9 protein-coding genes, 1 tRNA gene and 1 pseudogene are annotated in these 13,150 nt (G+C 47.6%); 4 read left to right on the forward strand and 7 right to left on the reverse strand.

Translation table 11 applies throughout. From position 1 onward, the window contains the following. The first annotated feature begins 55 nt into the window (after positions 1–55). Together IQ270_RS05575 and IQ270_RS05580 are read left to right on the forward strand one after the other, a co-directional pair. A complete protein-coding gene (locus IQ270_RS05575) occupies positions 56–1,327 on the forward strand; it encodes an aspartate aminotransferase family protein (RefSeq protein WP_193972256.1) in 1,272 nt (423 codons plus the stop codon). Between the two features lie 452 nt (positions 1,328–1,779). Then, complete coding sequence (locus IQ270_RS05580; protein WP_228056099.1) at positions 1,780–5,415, forward strand: CHAT domain-containing protein; 3,636 nt, start codon at positions 1,780–1,782, stop codon at positions 5,413–5,415. A gap of 261 nt (positions 5,416–5,676) precedes the next feature. On the opposite strand, the gene IQ270_RS30715 is transcribed toward IQ270_RS05580, so the two are convergent. From IQ270_RS30715 to IQ270_RS05590, 3 genes and pseudogenes are all read right to left on the reverse strand, one after another. Next, on the reverse strand, positions 5,677–6,111 hold the full coding sequence (locus tag IQ270_RS30715; protein ID WP_228056103.1) for a CAAD domain-containing protein: 435 nt from the start codon (positions 6,109–6,111) through the stop codon (positions 5,677–5,679). 363 nt (positions 6,112–6,474) lie between these two features. After that, positions 6,475–7,899 (reverse strand): annotated as a pseudogene (gene gltX / locus IQ270_RS30720) (glutamate--tRNA ligase); the annotation flags it as partial. Further along, positions 7,896–8,129 (reverse strand): hypothetical protein, encoded by a 234-nt coding sequence (locus IQ270_RS05590; protein WP_193972258.1) that lies wholly within the window; start codon positions 8,127–8,129, stop codon positions 7,896–7,898. The pseudogene gltX and the gene IQ270_RS05590, both read right to left, overlap by 4 nt. Before the next feature lie 120 nt (positions 8,130–8,249). Between IQ270_RS05590 and IQ270_RS05595 the strand changes: the two genes are divergently transcribed. Together IQ270_RS05595 and IQ270_RS05600 are read left to right on the forward strand one after the other, a co-directional pair. Continuing rightward, positions 8,250–8,732 (forward strand): thiol-disulfide oxidoreductase DCC family protein, encoded by a 483-nt coding sequence (locus IQ270_RS05595; RefSeq protein ID WP_193972259.1) that lies wholly within the window; start codon positions 8,250–8,252, stop codon positions 8,730–8,732. Positions 8,733–8,833: 101 nt separating this feature from the next. Further along, on the forward strand, positions 8,834–9,043 hold the full coding sequence (locus IQ270_RS05600; protein ID WP_193972260.1) for a hypothetical protein: 210 nt from the start codon (positions 8,834–8,836) through the stop codon (positions 9,041–9,043). A gap of 58 nt (positions 9,044–9,101) precedes the next feature. On the opposite strand, the gene IQ270_RS05605 is transcribed toward IQ270_RS05600, so the two are convergent. The 4 genes from IQ270_RS05605 to IQ270_RS05620 form a co-directional block, all read right to left on the reverse strand. Continuing rightward, positions 9,102–9,764, reverse strand: a complete 663-nt coding sequence (locus tag IQ270_RS05605) for a Uma2 family endonuclease (protein WP_193972261.1) — start codon at positions 9,762–9,764, stop codon at positions 9,102–9,104. Positions 9,765–9,926: 162 nt separating this feature from the next. Further along, positions 9,927–10,000, reverse strand: a tRNA-Asp gene (locus tag IQ270_RS05610). A gap of 56 nt (positions 10,001–10,056) precedes the next feature. Further along, on the reverse strand, positions 10,057–11,184 hold the full coding sequence (locus IQ270_RS05615; protein WP_193972262.1) for an esterase-like activity of phytase family protein: 1,128 nt from the start codon (positions 11,182–11,184) through the stop codon (positions 10,057–10,059). Between the two features lie 120 nt (positions 11,185–11,304). Beyond that, positions 11,305–13,086 (reverse strand): TM0106 family RecB-like putative nuclease, encoded by a 1,782-nt coding sequence (locus IQ270_RS05620; protein ID WP_193972263.1) that lies wholly within the window; start codon positions 13,084–13,086, stop codon positions 11,305–11,307. Positions 13,087–13,150: the final 64 nt, after the last annotated feature.

Raw genomic sequence — 13,150 nt, forward strand, 5'->3', positions numbered from 1 at the left:
TCTGCATTTTTACCGTACAATCGAGGTCTACATATTATTTGTTAAGGAGCCGTTCGTGAGTCCAGAAACCTTACTAAAAGAACCAAGCGTGCAAGCTGAAGCCAGTTTGTTCAGTTCTGAAAGCTTCGACAGCTATGTAATGACAACTTACGGGCGTTTTGCGATCGCCCTGGAACGAGGTCTCGGCTGCCGCGTTTGGGATACCGAGGGCCGCGAATATCTCGATTTTGTGGCGGGTATTGCTACTTGTACTCTGGGACACGCCCACCCGGCAATGATTGCAGCGGTAACAGAGCAAATTCAGACTCTGCACCACGTTTCTAACCTTTATTACATCCCCGTACAGGGCGAGCTGGCAAAGTGGCTTGTAGACCATTCTTGCGCTGACAGAGCTTTCTTTTGCAACTCTGGCGCGGAAGCTAATGAAGCGGCAATTAAACTAGCCCGCAAGTACGCCCACGAAAAATTAAATATCTCGAATCCGACAATCATTACCGCCGTGGCGAGTTTCCACGGGCGGACTTTGGCGACAATTACGGCGACGGGACAGCCTAAATATCAGAAGGGTTTTAGTCCGTTGGTGCCGGGATTTCACTATGTGCCTTATAACGATATTAGCGCGATCGAAAGTGCGATCGAACAACTAGACAAAGATGAACGCCAAGTAGCTGCAATTATGCTGGAAGCGCTGCAAGGTGAAGGGGGAGTTCGCCCGGGAGATATCGCCTACTTCCAGCGTATTCGGGAAATTTGCGACGAAAAAGGGATTTTGCTGATTCTCGATGAAGTGCAAGTCGGGATGGGGCGTAGCGGCAAATATTGGGGCTACGAAAACCTGGGGATTGAACCGGATATCTTTACGTCGGCGAAGGGGTTGGGCGGCGGTATCCCGATCGGCGCTATGCTGTGCAAGTCTTCCTGCGATGTGTTTGAACCGGGAAGTCACGCGAGCACTTTCGGCGGCAATCCTTTTGCTTGCGCTGTAGCTTTGCGCGTTTGCCAAACTTTAGAAACGGAAAACCTTCTAGAAAACGTCCAGCAGCGCGGAGCACAGTTGAAAGCAGGGCTTAACAAGCTGGCGGCTGCATATCCGCATTTAATTGCCGAGGTGCGCGGCTGGGGCTTGATTGTCGGGATGGAATTGCAGGCTGATATTGCGCTGACTTCGGCTGATATTGTTAAATCTGCGATCGCCGCTGGTGTACTGTTGGTTCCGGCAGGGCCGAAAGTGCTGAGGTTTGTGCCGCCTCTGGTTGTCTCTGCTGCTGAAGTCGATCGGGCTTTGCTTGCAGTTGAGGAAGCGTTGCGCTCTCAAGCGTTACACTAAATCTACTGAGTTGATTTTTGAGGACTTGCAGGGGAACCCAGAAACCGGCTTTTTTTACGAAAATACAGAGGTTGCAGCCCGCACACTCGGTAAAAAACCCGGTTTGTTGAGACGGTTTTTGTTAGCTGTAGCCCTGCAACGGGCGATCGCAATATGCAGGCGCGCTATTGCGACTCCACCCGGTTTATTGAGAGATTTCTGGTTACCAAACCTGATAGTTTCCAAGAAACCAGGTTTCTGAGTCTAAAATCTATCATGGTAAACATAAACCCGCCCCGCTGCAAGTCTGTGGGGGCGGGTTTGTCAAGTTTATGACTCGGGCAAAAATCGGTTTTTTTAGGCAAATACGTTGTGGCGATGTGTATGGTGGAAAAAAACCGGTTTGTTTAATTCCGCGCAGGCGACTGGTACCTCCGATCGGGGATTGAAAATTAAACCAGGAACTGATTTAATTGCTGCACAGAAGCAGCGATCGTATCGTTAATAGTTCGGCGGAATGCACGATGGACGAACAGCGTCGCAAAACTGATGTTAATATGCTCCAAGTGCTGCTGGAAAATCCTGTGGACTCAGGAATAGATCTGATTTTGAAGACAGACTCAAAGTCGATCGACTTTGGGTTCGTGCAAACGCTTTACTTGGAAGCGCCAGTACCGACGGCAGAAAGTTTGCTCAAAGCTGCAAAATTTTTCCAAAGGGCGATCGCACCCTTAGAATTTGCAAAGGACAATCCTAAAACCGGCGTAGCATATCTGGTTTTTTTAGCAGAAGTATTGCAAGCAGTGGCGCGCAGCGGCGATTCGCAGCACCTGTACTCGCTGCTGAGAAATAATTTAGACAAACTCGACCATAATTTCGCAGAACTGCTGCGCTGCTGGGCAACTTTGGTACTTCCTGCTGCCAAAGAATCGGAGACAAGGCGCATTGCAGCCCTGATCGGCAATCTGAGCAACAAAATTGGGCGGTTTCCCCTCGGTAGCAAGGCTAATAATTTGGAAATCGAAATTGCCGGTTACGAAACGGTTGCTAAGGTTTTTACCCGCAAAGACTTTCCCCAAGAGTGGGCGGTGATGCAAAATAATTTGGGCAACGCTTACAGCGATCGCCCTAAAGGCGATAAGGCTCAAAATATCGAAATTGCGATCTCTTGCTTTGCAAATGCCCTGCAAGTGCGGACTCCCGAACAGTACCCATCTCAGTGGGCGACGCTGCAAAATAATCTGGGCAACGCTTACAGCGATCGTCTCAGAGGAGATCCGGCAGACAATTTAGAAGAGGCGATCGCCTGCTATCAAAACGCGCTGCAAGTTCGCAGCCGCGAGGCTTTCGGGCAGGAGTGGGCTAGCACTCAAAATAATCTCGGCCGCGCTTACAGCCGCCGGCTGCGGGGCGACAAAGCCCAAAATCTGGAACTGGCAGTCGCTTGCTACCACAATGCTTTGCAAGTTTACAACCGCAAGGCGTTTCCCCGGCGCTGGGCAACGACTCAAAATAATTTGGCAAATGCTTACTGCGAGTTCCAGCAGGGCAACCGAGCCGAAAATCTCGAATACGCGGTAACTTGCTATCAGAGAGCTTTGCAAGTGCGGACTCGGGAGGCTTTTCCCTTGCAGTGGGCGACGACTCAAAGGAATTTGGGCCGGGTGTTTATCGATCGCGCTAAAGGCGATCCGGTGGAAAATCTGGAAATGGCGATCGATTGCTTTGACAATGCTTTACAAGTCTACACGCGCATCAAATTTCCCGATGCTTGGGCTTCGATCCAAACTTACCTCGGCAGAATCTACAGCGTGCGGGTGAAAGGGGAAAAAGCCGAAAATATGGAAATGGCGATCGCCTGCTACCAAAATGCTTTGCTCTTTTGCAACCGCCAAAAATCTCCCCAACGCTGGGCAATGCTCTGCGTCTACCTCGGCCGCGCTTTCAGCGAACACGTGAAAGGGGAAAAAAACCGCAACCTCAAAAGCGCGATCGCCTGCTATCAAAATGCCAGCCAAGTATACACCAAACAGGCAGAACCCAACCGCTGGGCAATGCTGCAAATTTATATCGGGCAGGCTTTTGCGAAATTGACGGAGGCGGACAACTCGTCCCACCTCGATCGCGCGATCGGCTGCTATCTGCGTGCTTGCAAAGTTTACACTCGCGAAACCTATCCCCATCGCTGGGTTCAAATTGTATTTTATTTGGGTCAAGCTTACCGAGTTCGAGGCGAGTTGCTTCGCGCCTGCGGCGTTTTTATTGCTGCTGTCGATACTGTGGAATTCTTGCGCCCTGAAGCTGGGATTGGTGCGGCCAATTTGGACGATCGGGCAAGTACCGCAAAATTCAAATTAGCCAGCACCTGCACTGGACTCTATAAATGCCTGGTGGAAGTTTGCCTGGAACTCGGCAGCACCCAACCCGAATATTGCGCTAAGGCTCTGGAATACGCCGAACGCCACAAAAATTGGAATTTGGTACAACTGCTGCTTAAATGCGAGCTGACTCCCAAAGGCGACATTCCCGCAGCGGTGATCGGCTCGTTGCAGTCGCTGCAACTGGAAATAGCCCGGGTACAGCGGCAGCAAGAACAGCGACAGCCCGAGCCGAGCCATAGGTCGATTTCTGAGAGCGACAGCCAAGATTTGAGCAGCGGTTCTCTGCTGCCGAGTTCGGACTCGATCGACTTAAATCAATTGTGGCGGCAGTTTGATGGGTTGATTGGTCGATCGGTGCAGGCAAACGACCCTTTCTTCAGCTTAGCTCGCAAAGTTGAACCGATCGCTTTCGAGCAAATTCGCCAATTGTTGCCTGATGCTAATTGTGCTGCTGTGGTGTGGGCGAGTTGGGAGGATTTGCTGGTGGCTTTTGTGGTGGTTGCTGACGTGCAATATCCTGCCGTTCACCTGTATTCGCCGGAAAATGCTTTGGCAGCCGAAACTTGGGCCCGGGAGTACCTCAGCGCTTATTCTGAGCAAAAAGGTCGCTGGATCAATCATCTGCCGGCTCGGCTCAAACGCTTGGCCGCGCTGCTGGAAATCGATCGAGTGGTGGCGCTGATTCCCCAAAATTGCGATCGGCTGATTTTTGTCCCGCACCGATTTTTGCACGCCTTGCCGCTCCACGCTTTGCCTCTGGGAACCAGAGAAGGGTTTGAGGAGGGCGGGACAAGTTTTAGCTCTGGGTGGGGTTCGAGCGGCAGTTTTGATGGGGAGACGCACAGCGGTTCTGATTTTTCTGTGGGTTCGGCTTTTGGTGAGGTTTCAGCCGCTGCTGGTTATTTGCTCGATCGATTTGCTGGAGGAATTCGCTACGCTCCTAGCTGCGAGCTATTGCGGTTGAAACAAATCGCGCGCAGCGCAGCTATTGGCAGGTACAGACCGCGCTTGCAGCACCTTTTGGCAGTTCCTACTTTCACCAAAGATTCGCACTACAGCAACATTGAAATCGGCACTGTTTCCGAATATTTTTCCACTAGACAAGTTTTGCGCCAGAAGCCGGCAATTACACAGGCTTTTTCCCCACAAACAGGCAAATTTCAGCAGAAAAAATGCGCTCACTTTGCTTGTTTGAGTTTGCTGAATTTGGCAGAATCGCTGAAATCCGCTGTGTTTTTGAGGAATGAGTCTGTGAGTTTGGCAGAAATTTTTAATTGGGATTTTCGGCAATACTTTTTAGTTACTTTATCGGCTTGCGAAATTGCGAGCGATTCCCTCGGCGGTGCTGAAGATTTTGTCGGTTTGTCCGCGGGTTTGTTGTATGCTGGTACGTCTAGTGTAGTCAGCAGTCTGTGGAGGGTGAACGATATTTCGACGCTGCTGCTGACAAGAAAATTTTATGAAAATCTCGGGCGGTTTCCTCGGTTGCAGGCTGGGGATGTGGCGATGGCGCTGATTGAGGCTCAAAGGTGGCTGCGGGATTTGACTGGCGAAGAATTGGAGATATTGTTGGCGGATTTTCAACCTCAAATTTCGCAAATGTTCGATCGGCTTTCTCAAAGTTCCCGCCTGATTGCGGAGGCATCTTTGCAGCAAATTCGCAACCGCAAACCCTATCCTTTTGCCAATCCTTATTATTGGGCAGCTTTTACGGCGGCGGGGGTTTAGTCAGTTGTTAGTTGTTAGTTGTTAGTTGTTAGTTGTTAGTTGTTAGTTGTTAGTTGTTAGTTGTTAGTTGTTAGTTGTTAGTTGTTAGTTGTTAGTTGTTAGTTGTTAGTTGTTAGTTGCCCCGAAAGCATTAGTTATTAGTTAACAGTCAACAGTCAACAGTCAACAGTCAACAGTCATTAGTCATTTAAAAACCCGACACTAACAACTTATTTAAAATTGTCAGTGTCGGGCACAAAATCAACAGATTATAGCAAAAACTTAGGACTTTTTGCCGAGAATTTGTTCTTTCAAAGCTTGAATTTCTTGACCTAATTGTTGGCGGTTGGAAGAGCGCAACAAATAGCGGTAGACAAACCACGCGGTGTATCCGATACCAATTAGCTCAAATGTGGGTGCTAGCAGGGGGATGTCGTTGAGTTCGTCTACTATGCCCAAAAGCACTTTCAAAGAAACAATCGAGGCTACAATGACACCAACAACTGTCAGCGGACTTTTGTACTGCTCGTAAAAGCTGCCGATGTAAGCGGGAAACTCCGACAAAATTGAGATAATTTGTTCTTTGATCTGCTGAGCCTGACTTGGCGGTTCTTCGGTAATTATGACTTTTGTGGTACCGCTCGAACTGTCTGCTTCATTTTCAGCAGGAATATCGGTGATGATAACGGTTGTTTCTGGTTCGTTTGATGAAGTCATTTCTCCACTCGCAATAGTTTTTTGCTGGTTGGCGGCAGGTATTTCAACTGCTGCTGCGACTGTTTCAAGAGCCGGTATTTCGACTGCTGCAACCTCCCCGTCGGTTGGTTCGAGAGCAGACACTTCGCCTGTTTCTGCTGTCGGTATTTCGACTGCCGAAACTTCCGCCGCCAGTGCTTCAGGAGCCGATATTTCGACTGCTGAAACCTCTGGTGCTGAAGTCGGTATTTCGGCTGGTGAAACTTCCGCTGCTGGGTGTTGTGCGACAGAAGTTTCGGTTGCAGTTTCCGTGTTTTGTTGTTCTGGGGCAGGAGTTTCTGCCGCGACACTAACAGTCGGCAAATTCAAGTTGCTAATAGCCTCTTGCAAGCGGGTTTTAGCCGTGCCCCGCTGGTGAAGGATTACCCAAGATTCTATCAGGTCGGGGCCGTGCATTGCACCTGTCAGGGCTGCTCTGAGCGATCGCATAATTAGCCCTTTGTTCAGATTTTTCTGTTTGCTGAGCTTTTTAGTGATTTTCTGAGCTTCAGTCCCCATCAGGGTGGAATGACTTTCCAGAGCTTCTAGAACTGCTTGTAATGCCTGTGCAGCATCTGGTTGCTGCAACTGTGCTAGTGCTTCTTCTTCGTATTCCACAGTTGGAGAGAAGAACAACTTGCACATACCGACGGCATCGGTTAACCGAACGAGACTCGGGCCGATTAAAGCAGCTATTTGTTCGAGCCAGGGGCGATCGGCCTCGGAGTCAAACTCATAACCGGCTTTCTGCCAATAAGGTATCAGCAAATCTGTCAATTGCGGCACTGGCATTTTGTGGAGATATTGACCGTTGAGCCAGTTGAGTTTATCCCAATCAAATTTTGCACCGGCTTTGTTGACTCGATAGAATGTAAATAATTCTGCTGCTTCGGAGAGTGTAAATATTTCCTGCGTTGAATCCGGCGGAGTCCAACCGAGCAAAGTCATGTAATTGACTAAAGCTTCGGGGATGTACCCCATGTCTTTGAAGTCAGAAATCGAGGTTACGCCGTCGCGTTTAGAAAGCTTTTGCCCTTGGGAGTTTAAAATCAGTGGCGTGTGGGCAAATTCTGGGATTGTCGCGCCCAAAGCTTCGTAGAGCAATATTTGTTTGGGAGTATTGCCGATGTGATCTTCGCCGCGGATGACGTGGGTGATGGCCATGTCGATGTCATCGACAACTACGGCGAGGTTGTAGAGTGGTTGGCCGATGACGCCGCCGCTGGATGCCCTGGCAATTACCATGTCGCCGCCGAGGTCGCTACCTTTCCAGGTTACGGTGTCGCGCACCATGTCGTTCCAAGAAATTGTGCGATCGTCCTCAATGATAAACCGAATCACAGCTTGTCGCCCTTCGCCTTCAAAAGCTGCGCGCTGTTTGCTTGTCAAGTTGCGGTGGCGGTTGTCGTAGCGGGGGGCTTGTTTGTTGGCTTTTTGTGCTTCCCGCATGGAGTCGAGTTCTTCCGACGTGGTGTAGCAGCGGTAGGCGAGTCCATTGTCTAGAAGGGTTTGGACTGCTTGTCGGTATGTTTCCAGACGTTGCGACTGAAAACTCGGGCCTTCGTCCCAGTTCATACCCAGCCAAGTCAGTCCTTCGAGGATGTTGTCGGTGTATTCGCTTTTGGAACGTTCTACGTCTGTGTCTTCTACCCGCAGGATGAATTTGCCGCCTTGGTTGCGGGCAAACAGCCAGTTAAATACGGCGGTTCTGGCGGTACCGATGTGGAGGTTTCCGGTGGGACTGGGGGCTAGACGGACTCTGACGTTCATTTATCTTTTTGCTTTTTGATTGGGGGCAATTTGCTGGTTGGGGGAATAGCTGTGGCTGTGACTACAAATTTTATTATATTTTGTTGCCGCCTTAAAAATTGTGTTTGGCAGTTGGTTTGCCTGGAATTAGGGGATAATGCGCCATTGAGCGATCGGGCGAAAGTGTCGGGCTTTGCAGCAGACTGCATCTTGACGATATTAGCATTGTCGGCACCCAAGACTGGATTCACCTTTGGGCCTATTTTTTAAAGCAGCAATAACTGCGGCAGGGATGCTGAAGGCGCACTCGATAATTATTAATTCTTGTAAAATGTTTGTGTGCGATCGACCACATTAAAACATATTTCCCTATGTCTGCGACTAAAACTGAATTTCCCGAATCTGTTGAAATTAAGCCATCTTGGCAAATTGAGCTTTTGTACGACGGTGAATGCCCGCTGTGCGTGCGGGAGGTGAATTTTTTGAAGAAACGGGATGCAGGGCGAGGCTTAGTGTCGTTTGTGGATATCGCGGAGGATGGCTACAACCCGGAAGCTCACGGCGGAGTTGACTACGAAACGGCGATGGGGCGGATTCACGCGGTGTTACCCGACGGTACGGCAATTAAAAATGTTGAGGTTTTTCGCCGGATTTATGAGATTTTGGGGATGGGCTGGGTGTATGCTGTGACTAAGTTGCCGATTGTTGGGACGATCGCCAATTGGCTGTACGGAATTTGGGCCGAATGGCGGCTGCCTTTGACGGGAAGACCGGATTTAGCGACTGTTATGGGCGATCGAACTGCGCGGATCGAGTGCGAAACTGAAGGCCGCTGTCGGGTAAAGTCGGAATAGAGTTAAATTGAGTAAGTGCGATCGATCGATTTGCAGATTTCAGCAGGAACCAACTGCAACTAACATTAAAGATTGGCTACTATATAACGGCGGGAAAGAAAATGCAAGATGCAGGCTATACAGTTTTCATGGGCTTCGGCGGCCTCTGGGTAGTCATGGGAATTATCGCTGTGATTGTCCTGTTCAAATCGGACGGTCAAAAGTTGAGATTTGGCAAATGGGGATTGTTGGTTGCTATTCCGATCCTAGTGCCGATCGCCCTGGTGTTAAGCTATCAGATATTCCGACCGTTGATTATCCAACATTTTTGAGCGCTAGTGGGAGTCGATCGTCTGCGGGACAAAAAAATTAGTTAAATCAAGTTAAATATTATTGCTCGTTTTCGGGCGATCGCAACTTCTGTCTCACCCATTGACGCAAAGCATCAATTATAGTCATATCATCCTCCGTCTCGGCCATCTGCAAAAACTGATTGATGATTTCGGAAGAAACCATCGGAAAAGCGCCACTGTATTCACAGATCGCATATTCTCCGTTCTGAAGTTGAAAAAATTGTACCGTCTCTCCTAGATATCTCCAAATTTCAGGAACTCCTAAGTTTTTGTAGATAGTAAAGCGATTAGTAGATGGACTGGTGAGATCGACTTCGATGATTAAATCAGGTGGCGGGTCGGTTGACAAGTTAATTTTTCGGCCGGTAATGCGATCGACATTTTGGATATAAAAACAGGAATCCGGTTCTGCACCTTGTTTTAACTCTTCACGGTTTAGAGTCGTCGAACCAAATCCCTTACGTTTGAATTTTAATTCATCACTTAAAGTCGTCACAAACTGTTTTAGCAAACAGTTAATTGTTTCATGCAAGTCGGATGGAATGATAATTTCTAAGACTCCTTGAGAATAAGAAAACCGTGAGGATCTCTTGTCTCCTGCTTCTGCTAATAAGCTTTCATAAGTCTGCCAACTGATATTAGATAATACTATCCGTTGTGTAGTTGTTTCCGGTGACGGCTTAATGGGCGTAACGAGCATATTTTCCCACTCCTTAATCATGTCCGGTTATTTAACTATCATAAGTTCGTAGCAAGGACTTTAGTCCTTGTTTGCATTTTTGAGGACTAAAGTCCTTACTACAAAAAAACTCAATTTAGAAAGAGATTTATCAAAAGCTTAGACTTTCGATTTACGAGAGAACGGGACAGACGGGGCTCGAACCCGCAACTTCCGCCGTGACAGGGCGGTGCTCTAACCAATTGAACTACTGTCCCTCGTTTTGCCGTTTTTTCTGGCACAATCTCTATTATGCCGATGACCTCACCTTTTGTCAAGAGGTTTTTTGAACTTTTATTTTGAAGCCCAAAATCTGAGTCTCTTGTAGGGGACTGAAGTTGTTGTCGCTGACCAAAATCAGACCTCTGCTACCATCTGCCAACTCGGGGCCAAATGTCAACCCCTCAATGTTGTCTAGGGGAATTTTCAGGGTTTCCAAGTCCAGCAACAGCCGTTTTTGGGCGGGGGAAACCTCGCTGATACGTGTTTTGAGGCTTTCGATTGCTTCAATGCGATCGGCTTTTTCCAAAGAAATCTCAAATAGTTTAACAGTAACTCCAGTTTCCAGGGAGAAAGCGCGCTCTAAACTCAGCAAGCGGTTATCCTCTATCGCCACCAAATCCACTAAACCGTTGCTAGTTAATTTTCCCAGAGGATTGGCACCGGCGGGTAGCGGTTCGGTGATGTAGGCAAAGGAGGCATCTGGATTGCCACTCACCGCATCGTAGCGCAAAATCCGGCATGGACTTCCAGTTTCGAGGGAAGGTACTGCGCCATCTTGAACTGTAGCGTTTTCGGTGGCGGTGAATAGGTATTTGCGATCGGCTGTTAAAGTTAAACTTTCAAAAGCGAGATTGTTGCGAATACCTTTAGTACCTTTGTCATCGGGCAGAAATACTTCAGGAATTACTAGCGTTTTCAGCAGTTTACCATCAAGGGAGAATTCTTTGATGAAAGGAGCGATTTGGCGATCGACATCTCCCTCAGAAGAAACAAATACGCTGTTGCCAGTAAAAGCTATCCCTTCTGGATCTAAACTTAATTCTGGAAAACTTTTACCGTTTTCATCTAATAAAGTCGTCACACCAGTAAATTCAATCTTTTCTTTTTCCAGCTTACCAGATGCCAAGTTAATTTTTAGAGAATAGAAGCGCGCCGGAGCCTTGCTACTGCGGTCATCAGAAATGGCATAATAAACTTGTTTCTCGGCATCATAGGTGATTCCCGAAAGTCCGCCAATTTCCGTACCCTGAAACGGAGAACCTGTTGGAAATATTGCCCTGCCGATAAAATCTATTTTGGTAACAGCAAAAGATTGAGCCGACATACCGACAAAAATAGCAACGGTTGCTGCTATCAAAATCCCGAAAACAAATAGAATTAATTTGGCTGACTTTCGCATTTTACTAATAACTAAATTATGATTCTAAAACTCTCTTCAGTCCGCGCAGGCGGACTTCGTTTGTGTAAACCTGGTTTCAACCGCCGAGTTTTATCTTTCGCGGTTCATTAAATCATAAAATCACTGTTTCTGACTCAGCAAAAAATTGGTCAACCAATCTTTAACCACATAAGTAGCGCGACAGTCGTCCTCATTGTACCGGACGATCGCCTCCAAGAAATCTCGATCGCCCGTTTTGAGCCAATCATCGTACCAGCAGACACACTGAGCCCCGTTAGCCTTAGCATCGCGCCAGTCAAAACCCAGCCAGCGCGCAATAGGTTTGAGTGCATAACTTTCCACCGGCACAATCGCTTTTTCCGTCACTTGTTTGTGAATATCTACAAACCGTTTCAACACGGGTTTCCACAAATAAGCTGGAGTTTGGTAAAGTTTAGCTAATCGCTTAAAAGTCTTGACTTCGTAGTCGCAAAAATGAAAAATCGGAGCAATGGGATAAGCCCACATTAATTCTAAAAATTGCTCCCAGATTGCACCTTCCTCCGCTGCTGATTCTGCCAGAAAACCGTGGAATTTTTCAGTTTGGTTGTACCTGTCTACCACTAACACTCCGTGGAGGTAATCTAAGTTTAACTCGGGTTCGGCTTCAATATCAAAGTAGAGTTCGATTGGGGCGATCGACAAAAAGACAGATTGAGAATAGGGAATGGGTTTCTTGCGGAGAATTGGCGCAGGCTGGGCGGGTGCTGCTGGTTTATTTGGTCTAATTTGTACTTCTTCAGCTGCGATGTCATTCAAGATATTATCTACAATATCTGGTAATATTTCAGATGAGTTAAGTTCTTCTAAATTCTCACTTCTACCTTCTTCTCGATCCTTAATCCCTGTATCGGTTTCCCTTCTTCGTTCTTCCGACTTCCCTCGGACTTCTTCCCGCAACAGCGGTATATCTAGCAAATGAGATTGAGCTTGCCGCACCACATCAAAAGCAACTCTGTCAGGGAATTCTGGATACTCAGCAAGCAGTTCGGAACTAGCACGAGCGAGAGCTTCTACATCGGTAATTTCTAGAGTTTTTAGTCTAGCATAGCGGCCGGCAGTAACTCCCGGCAATAGCGAAAGGTGTTTGATTGATTCGGCTTCGGCATGGCAGATAGTGTACCAACCGCAAAGATTGCATTTTTGTCGGGAAATAAACACTTCTGGTTTATCCCGATTTTCTATCATCTGAATACAGTTATTTAATATTTCTAGCATCTGAGGAATTCGCTGGTCAAGATTCACTTGCCAAAACCCTTTTTTTCGCAGCATCAGCCACGCACTGTCGGGGATTTTTCCCTGCACTGAAGCTAATATTTTTGCGTGAAAAGCTGTTATAATTTGATAGTCTAGTTTGGGTCGCTTGCTGAGCCAAATATCCGCAGTAACGTAACTCCAATCGCCAAATTTGGATTGTCCCGGCTGTTTGATTAATAAATGCGGGCGGCTGACGAGGGTAATATTTGAAGAGTGCAGGGTGGAGGATTCAGGATGAATAGAAGTTTGGGGAAGTTCTGGCGTATCTGACAAACATTGACCGTTAATTCCTACCAGAGAAGTTGGTGTACCGTTGGTTTTGCCCAATTCGCCCTGGATGAGAACTCCTCGGTAAATGCGATCTGCTCCTTGCTGCATTAAACTCAATGTAGCAGCAGCTCCCGCTTCCCAATCCCCTTTAGGATATGATGGTTGTTGGTAAGTCTCGCCTGCCAAAACCTGCTGCTGATACGTCCCGCTGTCGCGCATCAGTTTCAGCAGAAAGTCGCTGGGAGGATCTAATTGTTTCGAGTCTCCGCAAGTGTCTAAAAATGCTCGGAGATTGCATCGCTGATAGGAAAGTAGCAGTTTGTCAGTTATTAACATTTAGTGTTTACAAGACATAGAGTATTAGGCAAAAGGTATAAAAATCACAGCATCATTTATTCAA

This window comes from Microcoleus sp. LEGE 07076, from assembly GCF_015207455.1.
Taxonomy (GTDB): domain Bacteria; phylum Cyanobacteriota; class Cyanobacteriia; order Cyanobacteriales; family Microcoleaceae; genus Microcoleus.

Bases quoted from the DNA above. Each gene is read 5' to 3' on its own strand.
- IQ270_RS05595 (WP_193972259.1), top strand. From the start codon at position 8,250: ATGTCTGCGACTAAAACTGAATTTCCCGAATCTGTTGAAATTAAGCCA.
- IQ270_RS05600 (WP_193972260.1), top strand. From the start codon at position 8,834: ATGCAAGATGCAGGCTATACAGTTTTCATGGGCTTCGGCGGCCTCTGG.
- IQ270_RS05615 (WP_193972262.1), bottom strand. From the start codon at position 11,184: ATGCGAAAGTCAGCCAAATTAATTCTATTTGTTTTCGGGATTTTGATA.
- IQ270_RS30715 (WP_228056103.1), bottom strand. From the start codon at position 6,111: ATGACTTCATCAAACGAACCAGAAACAACCGTTATCATCACCGATATT.
- IQ270_RS05620 (WP_193972263.1), bottom strand. From the start codon at position 13,086: ATGTTAATAACTGACAAACTGCTACTTTCCTATCAGCGATGCAATCTC.
- IQ270_RS05605 (WP_193972261.1), bottom strand. From the start codon at position 9,764: ATGCTCGTTACGCCCATTAAGCCGTCACCGGAAACAACTACACAACGG.